Origin of the sequence: Halorubrum sp. ASP1 (assembly GCF_005435135.1) — an archaeon.
GTDB lineage: Archaea > Halobacteriota > Halobacteria > Halobacteriales > Haloferacaceae > Halorubrum > Halorubrum tropicale.
Window position 1 is genome coordinate 57,458 of record NZ_SGUA01000008.1, and the last position, 12,669, is coordinate 70,126.

Sequence of the window (12,669 nt, forward strand, 5' to 3'; positions counted from 1 at the left end):
TGTAGCGGAGGTAAGTCCCGAAAAAAGAGCGTCCTGCCCGCACTTCCCGCCGCAGAATCAGGCGTCGATGATTCGATCGGGCTCAATCCGGGACAACCGCATCGCGTTCCCGGTGACGCCGAGGCTCATCCCCATATCTCCGACAACGACTGCCAGCGCAACGCTGACCAGGCCCAGCGGCACGCCTAGCGCGAGTAGGAGCTTCACGCCGAGGCTGGCCCAGATGTTTTGCCGGATCACACCGTTGGCCGTATGCGACAGATCGTACAGGTACGGGAGTTTCCCGATGTCGTCGCCCATCAACGCAATATCAGCCGTTTCGAGGGCGGTGTCGGTGCCCGCCGCGCCCATCGCGATGCCGACCTCCGCAGTGGCGAGCGCGGGGGCGTCATTGATGCCGTCGCCGACCATCGCAACCTCCCCGTACTCCGCCTGTAACTCTTCGACTGCGTCGACCTTCTCGTCGGGCAGGAGTTCGGCGCGATACTCATCGACACCGACCTGCTCGGCGATGGCGCGGGCGGTGCCCTCGTTGTCGCCGGTCAGCATCACCACGCGCTCGACGCCCAGCTCGTGCAGGCGTTCGACAGCCCGCTTCGAGGCCGGGCGAACCTCGTCGGCGATGGCGATCGCACCCAGCAGTTCCGACTCCGTCCCGACGATGACGACCGTCTTGCCCTCCCGCTCGAGCGCGGAGAGTGCATTCTCGGCAAACGCCCCGTCGTCGGACTCTGACGACTCTTCCGCTACGACGCCGCCGTCCGTCTCGCGGCGTGCTCGAGCGAGGTCGAAGCCCAGCTCCTCGAAGAGCGCGGGCTTGCCCGCATAGTACGTCTTGCCGTCGATCTCGCCCCGGATGCCCTTCCCCGTGAGGCTCTCGAAACTCGTCGCATCGGGCAGATTACCCACGCCCGTCTCCTCAGCACGGGCGAGAATGGCCGCAGCGATGGGGTGCTCACTGCGACGCTCCAGTCCGGCGGCGCGACGGAGCAGATCGTCCGCCGTGGTGTTACCGACCGGGACGACATCGGTGACGGCGAGTTCGCCCTTCGTGAGCGTCCCCGTCTTGTCGAGCGCGACGGCATCGACTTCGCCCATCGCCTCGAGGTAGTTGCCGCCCTTGATCAGGACGCCGTTCTTCGCGGCGCTCGTAATTCCCGACACCACCGAGACGGGCGTCGAGATGACGAACGCACAGGGACAGGCGATCACCAGCAGGGTGAGCCCCCGGATGAACCACGTCTGCCAGTCGCTCGCGAAGGTGAACCCGTACCCGGCCAGGTCGACCGAGATGGGGTCGGCGATGACCAGCGGCGGGATTGCGGCGGTCAGGATTGCCAGCACGACGACGAGGGGTGTGTAGTAGCCGGAGAAGCGGTCGACGAACTGCTCAGACTCGGTCTTCTTCGCCTGTGCGCCCTGGACCATCTCGATGATGCGCGAGAGCGTCGAATCGCCAGCGGTCGAGGTGACCTCTACCTCGAGGTACCCCTCTTCGTTGATCGCGCCGGCGTAGACCTCGTCGCCTGCGGTCTTGTCGACGGGGACGCTCTCGCCCGTGATCGGCGACTGGTCGACTGCACTCCCGCCTTCGATAACCGTTCCGTCGAGCGGAATCTTGTCGCCGGGGCGGACGACGACGGTCTCGCCAACGTCGACCTCCTCGGCGGGAACGGTCACTTCCTCACCGTCGCGAAGGACGGTCGCCTCGTCGGGCGAGAGTTCCATCAGCTCGCGCAGGGAGTCCCGTGCCCTGTCCATCGCGTAGTCCTCGAGCAGCTCGGCGATGCTGAACAGGACGGCCAGCGTGGCGGCCTCGACGAAGTAGCCGATACCGGTCGCCGCGATGATCGCCGTCCCCATCAGGAGGTCGATGTCCAGGCTTCGGTTCTTCGCGGAGTAGTATCCGCTACGGACGACCGGGATGCCACTGGCCGCGACGGCGCCGAGGAACAGGACATCCGCGATGTGGAGCGGGTACTCGAGGACGCTTGCCACCGTGATGTTCTGCCCGGTGAGGAGGAACTCGAAGAGGAGGCCGAGCGTGACGAACGCCGCACCGAGCCACGTCTTCTTCGCGCGAGGACTCGTCCAGACCTCCGATGGGGGCGCGATGTCGACGCCATCGGTCGCCTGGTTGTCCTCATCATCGCTCTCGGCGTCCGAGCCCCCGACGACCTCGTAGCCGGCGCCTTCAATCGCCTTGACTACGTCGGCTTCGCTGGTCCGATCAGGGTCGTACGTGACGTTGGCCGTGCCGGTGGTCGGCTGGAGCGTGGCGTCAGTAATGCCGTCGACACGCTGGAGGCTCTTGTCCACCTTTTGGGCGCAAGAGGGACAGTCCATCTCGGGAACGGCGAGGCGGGCGGTCAGCTCACGTCGCTGCCCGCCGCCGCTCGTTCCTCCTGCTGCGTCCGGATTCTCTGTCATCACGTCACGGTAGGAGCGGGAGTTCGATATGTCTTTATTGGAATATTCCAACTACGCCATTCAGTGGGATGCCAGCCGTTCTTCCGCTACCCGCTCGCCGGCGACATGTTGCTTCGCCAAATGTTCTTCCGCCCGACGGAGTCGGTAGGTGAGTGTTGACCGTGGCACGTCGAGATGCTCGGCGAGCTCGCCGACGTCGACCTCACGGGGTGATTCGTAGTAGCCGTGTTCGACCGCGGCCTGAAGCGCGGCCTCCTGGGCTGGCGGGAGGCCGCTCGGTGTCCCGTCGCGTCCCCTAGCTGATGTTGTGTCCGCTGTGCGGAGCATCTCCATCTGGGCGCACTCCCCGACGGCGACTTTGAGAGCGTCGAAGAACGCCGCCATGTCGCCCTCACCGGAGTGGATGAGTCGCCACGTGTAGTGGCGGCCCTCGTGACGAGTCTCGAACAGCACGCCGTCGCCGAGGTGGTCGCGAGCGATGTGGGGGACTGAGGCGCAGGTCGGAGTGCGCTCCCAATCTGAGTAGAGGATGAGCGCGTCGTCCGTGCGGTCGAGGACGCGGGTGGTCTGTGTGGCGCCGCAATCCTCAGTCGCCAGACAGTCGGCGTAGTAGTCGCCGGTGAGAAAGGCGTCCTCGATAGCGTCGAGCGCCTCAGGAGTTCCGGTAGCATGGTCGACCCGCCAGAGACGTTCGGCAGTGGCGTGCAGCGAGAGCGAGCGGACGCGGGCGTCGGAGTGGTCGGCGAGAGCGTCAGCCACCCTGTTACAGCCGGGCTCGTATTCGAGAGCGAAGACGAGTTCGCGCATACCCCGTCTAAGGCCTGCTACGACATAACCCATGGCCTGCAGCGTTGTCGACCAGTAGACCTCAGATTACGTCGTCAGGGTCGTGAACTTCCTGTATTCGCTGTGCTTCGGCCGCGTATTGCTCCTGGAGGTCGGGGTCATCGACCATGCCAAGATTGCCGGGTTCAGCATCGACTGCTGCTGTCGTATCTCGGACGTCGGTGAAGGACGTGAGTGCGCGTTCCTTCCGATAGTACTGTTCTCCATCGGGTGTTGCGTAGGTGAGGATGATCAGGTTCTGTTCGTCATCGGAGTACGTCCGTTCGACAAGCCAAACACGAACGTCATCTTCAGACTGATTTGACATACTTAGACATCCCCCGATATCCACTAAGGGATTGGTGTTACGACTTGCCGAGACTCGCTGTCTCGAAGGGTGATTCTCCGGTCGGAATGAGCAGGTCTTGTCGGTCTCCGACTCGCTCGGCCAGCTTCCGTTTCAGGTACTGTCTCGCCGTCGACGGCGTGAAGACGCCCTTGTCGAGCATATTGCCGACGACGTCTTTGAGGGCCGCGAACTGGCCCTGCAGGTGGCCGTCGCCGACCGGCTCGCCGTCGTACCAGCGCACCGTCGCGAGCGCGCCGTTCCCGACTGTCTCTCCCTGTTCGACCGTCTCCGAGTCGTACTGGAGCCCGAACCACAGCGTCCGATAGGCGGTCACCTCGAACGTCGTCGACACCACGAAGAACGCCTCGTGGTGGAGGTAGTCGAGATGGTCCGCGACGATCTCGTCGAGGGTGAGCCCGGTGGCGCGGGGTTTCGGCTCGACGACCGTCGACGGTCGATCCTCGCCAGCGAGGTAGCCGTCGACCGCATCTGCCTCGAGGCCATCGGCCAGTTCCGCCAGCAGCTGTTTCGCCCACTTGGAGTCGGTGTCTTCGCCACCGAACGGCGACTCAGCCGAGATTCGTTGCTTGAGCTTCAGGTTCGCTGCGCCCCAATGGCTGTAGTGGAGCGTGTACTGTCCGTCGGTGCGTTCGTACGCAACGAGTGCGCGGTGTCCCATCGAGCAATCACCTCACGGGGCGACCGCGACTGGATCGCCCCGCACCCCTCCCGGGGGACGAACAACTCTACTCGTCGATCGGGTCGGGGAACCGAGGTCTGCTTGGAGGGTCGAACGTCTCAAGAACGATTAGGCATACATTCTTCATCCCACGCTTTCGCCGATTGTGTATGGCGGTCAACCCGGACCAATATGAGGATCTCTCTGATCTATTTAAGGATCTCATAGATCCCAGCATTGGCTCGAAGGAGGATGCTGAGACGGTCGTAGAATACTGCGAGGATTTGTTGATTGATGATGTCTCCGAAATCATTCTTGAGTCGCGCTCTCCGAAACTGTACGTATTTGGCCGCTCTGGGGCTGGCAAATCCTCCTTAATCAACGCACTCGCCAATAGGCAGGTTGCAGACGTTGGAGCATTTGAGCCAACCACAGTTTCGTCGTCGGCCTATGAAATTCCCTTTCCGGATCGAAATGCAACGTGGGAAGTCGTTGACTCGCGAGGGCTTTTCGAAAGTGTTCCAGCAGATGGAGAGATCCCTGTGGAAACAGTCGAGAAACTTGAAGCGGACCTGGTAGAACACAATCCGGACATCCTTTTGCACGTTATGACGCCCGAGCAGGTGAGGGCTGGCAAAGACGATTTCCACGTCGTAGAGAAATTGGACAACTCAATCATAGGCGGGTTGCCTCCACGCGTTATGTGTCTCAATAAGGTAGATACCTTCCTTACGCCAGGTGGAGACTGGCCACCCGGGCGGAATACGACTCTTCAACAGCAGATCACCGAGATGCTCGCGTTGGTAACAAATATTCTGTCGGTATCTGATTACTGTGAATATGATGAGGATGAACCAGCCCGAGGGCGGATATACGATTCGGATGAAATTATTGGTGCGTTCCCAACGTATCTTAAAGAAGAACCGTATTGGAATATTACAACACTCGCAGAGATCTTTTGTGAGTACCTACCAGACGAGGCGGTACTCCAGTTCGCTCAGGCACAACGCCGTGAGCGAATTATGCGACGTCTCGCTCGAAAGCAAACGATAGCCGTTGCGAACGCAGTGAACCATATTCCTCGGAAACTCATTGTCAACCCGAATGTACCGATCGTAACTGGGTTTGAATCCTATCTCATCGCACTCATTGCGTCATTCTCGGGACGTGAACTCAGTGCTGACGCTGTTGACGAATTTATTGACACCGGGAGTATGTCGGTTCGAAATATGCTTTCGACGACTTCCAGAGTCGCAGTTGACACTCTCACTGGGGTTTTTAAAGAGGATGTGAGTTATATCCGGAACAATATGTACTGCGTTGGACGGGCAGCCGAAGTGTACTTCTTTGACGATGAAGTCGTTGAGCCGGAAGAATTCATGTCCGAAGCAAAGGCGTATTTCACAGGGGAGTAACCACCCGCAGTGTTTTTGCGGATACAGCGAGTCTGAATTTTCGGGATACATTCATAACGCCGCCCGCGGGTATTTGTCTCATGGCTGTTGATACGGAGAAATACGCCAACTTACGAAAGCGGCTTGAGATGGCTATCGATCTTGCTCCTGTCGATGATAAAAAGAAACAGCAGGTCCAAGATGAGCTCTTTGAGCATCTCGTCGGAGATTTTGACACCCTGATCAGTGATTCACGCCCGCCTCGGTTATTCATTCTTGGACGGTCTGGGGCGGGCAAGTCATCCCTCATTAATGCTCTCGCAAATAAAAAAGAGGCCGATGTGGGTGCTGTGGAGCCAGAAACTGTCGACTCGGAAAAATACCATATTCAATTCCCAGATCGGCACGCCAACTGGGATGTCGTCGACTCTCGTGGACTCTTTGAAAGTACACCCGCTGGCGAAGAACTGCCAGATGGGACAGTTGAGAAAGTAAAACAGGATCTTGAACAGTACGATCCGGATATCATCATCCATGTTATGACACCGGATCAGGCACGAGCTGGGGAACAGGACTTCAATACGATAGACGAGGATTTACGAAAAAACATCCCTGGGTTCCCCCCTATCGTATATTGCTTGAACAAGGTCGACAGTCACTTGTCTCCGGGAGATTCCTGGCCACCAGAGGAGAACCCAGCACTGACGAGTACGATTACCGACAATCTTGATTTCATCGCTAGGATGCGGAACGGAGCGACTCGAGAACCCTTTGATCAAAATGCGCCGGTTCGCGGTTACTTGTTCTACTCAAGAGACGAAATACAACAGCAAGGGCCAGAAGAAATTGAAGACTTGGACGATATTGGCGTCTTTCCTACTTACCTAAAAGAGGAGCCATACTGGAACGTTGACACACTTTCTGAACTGATTGGAGACTGTATGCCTGAAGAAGCAGTGTTACAGTTCGCACAGGCGCAGCGTCGTGACAGACTTATGCGAAAGATCGCCCGCGAACGGACGAGGAAATTATCGGCACTTGGTGGCACGATTGCTGCGGCGGATATGTCTGGTATTTCCGATATTGCGATTCTCACTCCACTACAGGTGTATCTCGTTATGCTGATCGGATCGTTATCTTGCCAAGAATTCAGCAAGGATACCGCTATGGAGTACTTCGCTGAGCTCGGAGTGGTAGGTGGCGCCGGGTTCACGCTTCGGAAGTTTGCTGGGGCAGCATCAGGGGTATTCCCGGGTCCTGGACAGGCTCTCAACGCAGTGATTGCCGGAGGAGGGACGTATGCAATCGGCCGTTCGGCGGAGGCTTATTTCTTCGATGGAGAGTCTGTTGCTCCGTCGAAGTTTACCTCTGACGGCAAAGAAATCATCAAAGACGTAATGTCGTAGACGATTGTCAGTCTTGTAGTTCGGCTCTCGATTAATTCGACGTACTGGTTCACTATGCCGCGAGAATCGGCTGGCAACGATGTATGATTGATGGACGGTTGGTCGGTGGTACCTCCGAGAGGGCTACTATCCTAAGTTGCCAACTTTGTATCGCTGGCTGGCGCTCTCGTAGTGTCTCCGCTCCTCGTCGGCTGACGTCCAGGCTTTGAAGCCACTATATCAGCAGGTGTCTGTAACGGCAGGTTCACCGGTTAGTTCTGTGACTTATGAAGTCCATATTTCGGTGGGATTTTCATTCGATCTCCGAAGTCAAGTAGCTCAATAGACTGCTCGTCCTCGTCAACGGACACAACGAGCCGGACGGATCCAGTCACATCGATATAGCGTTTCTCGTCCGGTCCATCAGCCACGCCCTTCCAGTCTTGTGTCTCGAACGATTCGCGGATTTGCTCAACACGGTTGTCAAGCCGATCTTGGAGTTCCGGGCTGTTATTGTATTTTTTCTCATATGTGGATGACTCCTCAATAGCGTACGTTGTTTGGTTACTAAGAGAGATGACTCCAGGCCGGTTCGCAAAGGAGCCATCATCCGGGTCCGATTCACGCCTCGTGATGTATATGGCGATTTGGTCGGGAATTGCGCGGTCAATATTCGTCGAGAATGGGAGTCGATTACTCAGCTCAATTGGGGCTGAAACGGTAGTCGACCTGAACTCGTCGCGGAGTCTCTGGGACAGTTCTCGTCGACCCTGCTCGAATCCGTCTGACGCTGTCAGTGAGAGTTCATCTGTCGGTGGCTCAAACGCTCGTAGTGCCCGTTCGAGTAGTGGCTGAAACAGCTCGGTCGGTGCCGCATTCTGACAGGCACGACTACTCGCCACATACAGGTGCCCGACGGCTTGACTGAGGTCTGCTTCGGGCGCAGCGGTTTCCCGATAGTGCTGCTGATAGGACGGGTAGCAAAGCTCACTCTGTGCATCTTCGAGGTAAGATGCGAGCAGTTCCGTCTGATGGTGAAACCATGCGTATCGCCGAAGGATTTCGTATGCGAAATCGAACGCATCCTCAAGCGAGTCAAATGCAGCTGACTTGTTACGGAGACGCGAGCCAGCGATCAGGTAACTGTCCTGTACCGGCGTTTCCGGGGAAGTTGTCGGGAGTGTACCGCTGGCTGGTCCGAAGACCTTGCTCCAGTTGTACAGAAGATGGCCGAGGTATCGGATCCCGCGCTGGCTGATGTATATGCCGTACGCTCCTGGATCCTCATGGAATGGTACATAGGTGACCAGGCCGTCGAGGCCGTACTGGTTAACTAAGGCATCCCAGTATCGTTCGATAAGATGAATGTTCTTATCGATTCTAATCTCGTTAGCAGACGGGCTGGCGTCCGTATTAAGCCGGTATTCGTAAGCTGGTGCTGGAATAACGTGCTCATCGGGGTCCTGTCCAGTTGCACGTTGGGTGTCTCTCACAGTAGCAACCGGACGATCACCCTCACTGGGAACGTTCTGGGATGCTACGTAGCTCTGTCTCTCGTGATAGCGACGGAGAAATTTCTGGATATCAGGAACGTTGTTCATATGTCGGCTCCACGGCGTGCTCTCTTAATTCCCGGTCAACAGAGAAGCCGAGAACACTACTGTTTGGCCCCATAGTGACGTGGCCGACGACTCCAGTTAGGAGTCTGCGTGGGCGTCCGCCCCGGCTCCGTCGCCCGGCCGCGTGAGAAGGCTCACCTCTTCCAGGAGGTTTCTCGCGGTCTCGACTCGCTCACGATCCGCATCGTCCAATCGGTCGACGTCGAGTCGGTTGAGATTGCTGAGTATACGATGCATCCGGTACCCTTGTTTGAACTCTTGCTCCATCGGAAGCGCCTCACCGCTCGCCGGCGCGGAAAGACCCCCATCAAGACTGGCGTCGGACTTGCAGGAGATTACGGCCTTAACCAACGAACCTCGAAGATTCTCGCAGGCTGTTGGTTAATCGACGCCAAGCACTAGGGCTACTCGAGGCTGGGTCCGTAGCGAGCCGAGCCACACACCCGGCACTCCCAGATCGGTTGCCCCGTCCACGTCTCATCCGGGACCGACTCGTGGGTCTTGAACCGATGGTCGGTCGCCCGTCCACAGGTTTGACAGTCGAGTTCCTGCGTCGTCGGTACCGACGACGCTTGGCGAGCAGCCGCAGCTTCGCCAGCGGATTCGGTCAGCGCCATCGCTGGAACCAGCCACACCGCGTCCTCGGCGTCGTCGAGGACCGCGTCGAGACGCGACGCGTCGCGGATGCCGTCCCCACGCTGGTCGTAGAGCCGCGTCGGGGCCTGTTCCTGACGTTCCGACGCTCCCTGCCCGTGCCACCCAGTCCGGTCACGGGCGGCACTGAGAAGCCGCTCTCCCTCCCCTGACGCCACCTGTACCGCGTCGGGGAGTGAGGACCATTGCTCGGCCAGCTGGCGCGCTGGCGCCTCGTCGAGATCGTAGATGAGCGTGTAGTCGTCGATGGCCGGCTCCGCCTCGTTGGCAGAGAGGAGGTTCGCCGCGGCACCTCCCTTCGCGACGGCGCCGTAGAACGTGGTCGACTCGACGATCAGGTGGACGATGCCGAGGAACGTTGTCGACGCTGCCTCGTTCGTGCTAGTGGCGTCACTCCCGAGATGGTTGGTGAGACAGAACCGGCATTTCATCTGGCCGTCTGGGACTGACGCCCCACAGGACCGGCACTCGCCGTCGGTTGCCGTCCGCGCATCAGGGTAGCCACCAGAGCTCGTCGCGACGCGTTGCCGCCGGGAGGCACCCTCACAGCCGTCGTCCAGCCTCGTGTCCGGAATGTGGGACGCCTCGCCGGTCGGCCGCAGTTCCTCAAAGTCGGAGTAACGACCGTTCATAGAGCAGTCTACAGAGAACATGGCTCGTCTTCGTGTTTAAATCGTAGCGTGGATAGAACGATGTGAAGTACAGACAGAGAGACAGTGGACTGCCTCAGGTGACCTGTTCCTCCAACGTATTCCGGTGTGCCCGAACAGTCGCCTTCGAGGCGTTCGCCACGTCCGCGGCCTCGGATTGCGTCAGCCATCGCCCCTCCTCGCGACCGGCCTTGTAGAGACAGGCCGCTGCGAACCCAGCCGGATGGACGCCCGTCGTTACGCCGCGCTCCTCGGCCTCCTCCGCGAGGGTTCGGGCCCGCTGTCGGATCTCGTCCGGACACTCGAGGTCCGAGGCGAGGCGCGGCACGAACATGCTAGGTGAGACGGGCTCAGCGGGGAGGCCCAGCTCTTCGTTCACCGTTTTGTACGCGTTCGTGACCCGTGACTCCGCGACGCGGGCCATCTCGCTGACGTCGTCCACTAACCGCGAGAGGCCGTTGCACCGGCAGGCCCCGTAGACGCTGGCCGCGGCGATGGCCTCGATGGATCTGCCACGAAGCAGATCCTCGTTCTGGGCGCTCCGGAAGAGCTGGCACGCTTGGTCGCGGACCGAATCGGAGAGCTCGAGGGCACTCGCCAACCGACGCACCTCGCCCAGCCCGTGGGCGAGATTCCGTTCCGCTTTCGACCGCCAGCGACCCCGAGTCTGCTCACGGCGCATCCGCGCGAGTCGCCGTCGCTTCTGCTCAGAGAGTTCGTTCCCCTTCGCGTCGGTGCCTCGACCGATCTCTGTCGACAGGCCGCGATCGTGCCGGGCGGCAGTGAGTGGAGCGCCCGTTCGTTCACACTCCTCGTCGTCGTACGCCTGCCACTCCGGCCCGTGATCGATACGCTGTTCGTCGATGACCAGGCCACAGTCCTCGCAGACTGTTTCGACCGCGTTCGTGGTGACTCGGCCGTCGCACTCGGGACACTGGTTCGCACTCGATTCCGTTCGGACGTCTTCGTCGAAGCCAGTTTCGTAGATGTCTCTAGTTGCCATCGTTCTCACCGTGTTTCGGGAACCCGCCAGTTCGGCGTGCCCCTCACCCATTGAGGGGACAATAGACTCTACGCGGGACTGAAGTGCCTATATCAGGCGCAGAAGAGCTCCTTCCACCCGAGACACTGTATACAGCAAGCAGTCTGCTACTCAAGATATATGCCACTTTATTGTTTCAGGGTATTTGAGATAGCTCTATGGAGCGGGTCGACTGGAGAACATTCGAAGACCGGGTAAAACGCTACTTTGAGCAGTATTTCGGACGGAGTTTCATCCGGGAGAAAGAATGGCGAGTCGGTCAAGAACAAGTCCATAAATTTGATTCCGTCTCGAAAGATGGAGAGATCGTCATCGAATGTAAGAGCTACACTTGGGTAAATGGCGAAGATATCCCTCCTGCCAAGATATCCACTCTGAACGAGACCCTCCTGTTTCTGAGTCGCGTGGAAGCAGAACGGAAAATGATAGTGATACAAGACGACTTCAGAGACAGCGACGACAAAAGTCTCGCCGAATACTACGTCGACCACTACGGTGGCCTGATGGACGATGTCGAAGTGTGGAGCTATATCCCACAGAGTTCGATCGAGGACGACGAAGTGGAGCAGATCAGAGAATCTGGGAAAGTATACTATGAAGAGTTGTAACAGCGGTCTCAAGACGCCTATATTCATCAGCTGATTCCTTGCCCATACCATATTCCCACGTTTTACGACATTAGCCTAAGAACTAAGCAGCATATCGGATATATGGGGACAGAAGACAATCCAGATCAGTATCCTATACGCCCGCGAGACCCGAAGCACAGCGGGCTTCAGATACTCAAGATACCTGTTGTGTTGGGAATCTACGCCATCCCTGCCATCCTCAAAGCTGTGAACTGGACATTTCCAGACTCTACGCTACAAATCATAGGGGCCTTGATTTGTCTACTACTTCCCCTTGTCTGGCTAGTGATCGGCGTTATCCATCACTCTGAGACACGCGACGATATCGGATTCTACCAGTGGGAGATCGGGGAAACTGAACTGGATACTATTATCGGCCTTCCACAGTCAGGGAAGTGGGCTCCAGATTATAATCCTGTGGAACCGCCGACAAAGATCGAATACAATCAGGATCCTGACTTGGACACACTCCGAGTAGAATACCAGTCACTAGTATCTGAGGCACAGTACCGTGACAAACTGCTGCTCCGGACAACGTACTTCGCACTCGGTGCAATAGCATTATTCGCTGGAATCCTCACAACAGAGACATCTTCCAAAGCGATACCAGCAATAGTGATGCTGGCGTCAATAGTGATGCTTGCCTTCGCAATCGCCGCAAACTCCTACAAAGACTCAAGGGATGCACTCTGGGACAGAATCGGTCGGCTAGAGAATACCGTTCCAGAGCTCCGAGGATACTTGACGACATTCAACACAGTTCGAGCGATGGATCTACGCCTCCTCAATACCGTCAGCCTCTCGTCCTATTCTGTCGGGCTGATAATATTTATGACAGTAGTAACATACGCTCTGTACTTCTGGAGTGTGTTATTTATGTCGCTGAACGGAACTGCATAAGCGGGTCCACTTGCTGGTTGAACCAATAAGGAAAATCTAATTTCCTGAGGAATCATATCATTCCCAAGGAAAACGCGAACCCGGAGTCAGGTGGTTAACACCTACGGAAGATA

Annotated in this window: 12 protein-coding genes; 4 read left to right on the forward strand and 8 right to left on the reverse strand. The window is 57.9% G+C overall.

The features are described from left to right. Positions 1 to 57: 57 nt before the first annotated feature. From EXE48_RS12670 to EXE48_RS12685, 4 genes are all read right to left on the reverse strand, one after another. Positions 58 to 2,430, reverse strand: a complete 2,373-nt coding sequence (locus EXE48_RS12670; protein ID WP_199236385.1) for a heavy metal translocating P-type ATPase — start codon at positions 2,428 to 2,430, stop codon at positions 58 to 60. Between the two features lie 60 nt (positions 2,431 to 2,490). Next, entirely contained in the window at positions 2,491 to 3,237 is a 747-nt protein-coding gene (locus EXE48_RS12675; RefSeq protein ID WP_004048592.1) for a helix-turn-helix domain-containing protein, read from the reverse strand. A gap of 61 nt (positions 3,238 to 3,298) precedes the next feature. Continuing rightward, a complete protein-coding gene (locus tag EXE48_RS12680) occupies positions 3,299 to 3,583 on the reverse strand; it encodes a DUF7967 family protein (protein ID WP_137711689.1) in 285 nt (94 codons plus the stop codon). Positions 3,584 to 3,620: 37 nt separating this feature from the next. After that, positions 3,621 to 4,283, reverse strand: a complete 663-nt coding sequence (locus tag EXE48_RS12685; RefSeq protein WP_137711690.1) for a DUF6735 family protein — start codon at positions 4,281 to 4,283, stop codon at positions 3,621 to 3,623. 170 nt (positions 4,284 to 4,453) lie between these two features. Between EXE48_RS12685 and EXE48_RS12690 the strand changes: the two genes are divergently transcribed. Together EXE48_RS12690 and EXE48_RS12695 are read left to right on the forward strand one after the other, a co-directional pair. After that, positions 4,454 to 5,698 (forward strand): GTPase family protein, encoded by a 1,245-nt coding sequence (locus tag EXE48_RS12690; protein ID WP_137711691.1) that lies wholly within the window; start codon positions 4,454 to 4,456, stop codon positions 5,696 to 5,698. A gap of 80 nt (positions 5,699 to 5,778) precedes the next feature. Beyond that, entirely contained in the window at positions 5,779 to 7,083 is a 1,305-nt protein-coding gene (locus tag EXE48_RS12695) for a GTPase (RefSeq protein ID WP_137711692.1), read from the forward strand. Between the two features lie 251 nt (positions 7,084 to 7,334). Here the strand turns inward: EXE48_RS12695 and EXE48_RS12700 are convergent, their stop codons facing one another. The 4 genes from EXE48_RS12700 to EXE48_RS12715 form a co-directional block, all read right to left on the reverse strand. After that, positions 7,335 to 8,663, reverse strand: coding sequence for a hypothetical protein (locus EXE48_RS12700; RefSeq protein ID WP_137711693.1), 1,329 nt, complete (start codon positions 8,661 to 8,663; stop codon positions 7,335 to 7,337). A 96-nt stretch (positions 8,664 to 8,759) separates the two neighbouring features. Continuing rightward, positions 8,760 to 8,948 (reverse strand): DUF8012 family protein, encoded by a 189-nt coding sequence (locus EXE48_RS12705; protein WP_137711694.1) that lies wholly within the window; start codon positions 8,946 to 8,948, stop codon positions 8,760 to 8,762. A gap of 137 nt (positions 8,949 to 9,085) precedes the next feature. Further along, a complete protein-coding gene (locus EXE48_RS12710) occupies positions 9,086 to 9,967 on the reverse strand; it encodes a biosurfactant protein 1 (RefSeq protein ID WP_137711771.1) in 882 nt (293 codons plus the stop codon). Positions 9,968 to 10,061: 94 nt separating this feature from the next. Beyond that, positions 10,062 to 10,988 carry a transcription initiation factor IIB gene (locus EXE48_RS12715; protein WP_137711772.1) on the reverse strand — a complete coding sequence of 309 codons (927 nt, stop codon included), beginning with the start codon at positions 10,986 to 10,988 and terminating at the stop codon, positions 10,062 to 10,064. 197 nt (positions 10,989 to 11,185) lie between these two features. Here EXE48_RS12715 and EXE48_RS12720 point away from each other — a divergent pair, with 197 nt between their 5' ends. Beyond that, positions 11,186 to 11,635 carry a hypothetical protein gene (locus tag EXE48_RS12720; RefSeq protein ID WP_137711695.1) on the forward strand — a complete coding sequence of 150 codons (450 nt, stop codon included), beginning with the start codon at positions 11,186 to 11,188 and terminating at the stop codon, positions 11,633 to 11,635. A 102-nt stretch (positions 11,636 to 11,737) separates the two neighbouring features. Next, complete coding sequence (locus tag EXE48_RS12725; RefSeq protein WP_137711696.1) at positions 11,738 to 12,556, forward strand: hypothetical protein; 819 nt, start codon at positions 11,738 to 11,740, stop codon at positions 12,554 to 12,556. The last annotated feature ends 113 nt before the right edge of the window (positions 12,557 to 12,669 follow it).

What these genes read in the sequence shown, in the direction of transcription:
- EXE48_RS12700 (WP_137711693.1), bottom strand. Translation starts at nt 8,663, where the DNA reads ATGAACAACGTTCCTGATATCCAGAAATTTCTCCGTCGCTATCACGAG.
- EXE48_RS12690 (WP_137711691.1), top strand. Translation starts at nt 4,454, where the DNA reads ATGGCGGTCAACCCGGACCAATATGAGGATCTCTCTGATCTATTTAAG.
- EXE48_RS12725 (WP_137711696.1), top strand. Translation starts at nt 11,738, where the DNA reads ATGGGGACAGAAGACAATCCAGATCAGTATCCTATACGCCCGCGAGAC.
- EXE48_RS12710 (WP_137711771.1), bottom strand. Translation starts at nt 9,967, where the DNA reads ATGAACGGTCGTTACTCCGACTTTGAGGAACTGCGGCCGACCGGCGAG.
- EXE48_RS12715 (WP_137711772.1), bottom strand. Translation starts at nt 10,988, where the DNA reads ATGGCAACTAGAGACATCTACGAAACTGGCTTCGACGAAGACGTCCGA.
- EXE48_RS12670 (WP_199236385.1), bottom strand. Translation starts at nt 2,430, where the DNA reads ATGACAGAGAATCCGGACGCAGCAGGAGGAACGAGCGGCGGCGGGCAG.
- EXE48_RS12675 (WP_004048592.1), bottom strand. Translation starts at nt 3,237, where the DNA reads ATGCGCGAACTCGTCTTCGCTCTCGAATACGAGCCCGGCTGTAACAGG.
- EXE48_RS12695 (WP_137711692.1), top strand. Translation starts at nt 5,779, where the DNA reads ATGGCTGTTGATACGGAGAAATACGCCAACTTACGAAAGCGGCTTGAG.
- EXE48_RS12685 (WP_137711690.1), bottom strand. Translation starts at nt 4,283, where the DNA reads ATGGGACACCGCGCACTCGTTGCGTACGAACGCACCGACGGACAGTAC.
- EXE48_RS12720 (WP_137711695.1), top strand. Translation starts at nt 11,186, where the DNA reads ATGGAGCGGGTCGACTGGAGAACATTCGAAGACCGGGTAAAACGCTAC.
- EXE48_RS12680 (WP_137711689.1), bottom strand. Translation starts at nt 3,583, where the DNA reads ATGTCAAATCAGTCTGAAGATGACGTTCGTGTTTGGCTTGTCGAACGG.
- EXE48_RS12705 (WP_137711694.1), bottom strand. Translation starts at nt 8,948, where the DNA reads ATGGAGCAAGAGTTCAAACAAGGGTACCGGATGCATCGTATACTCAGC.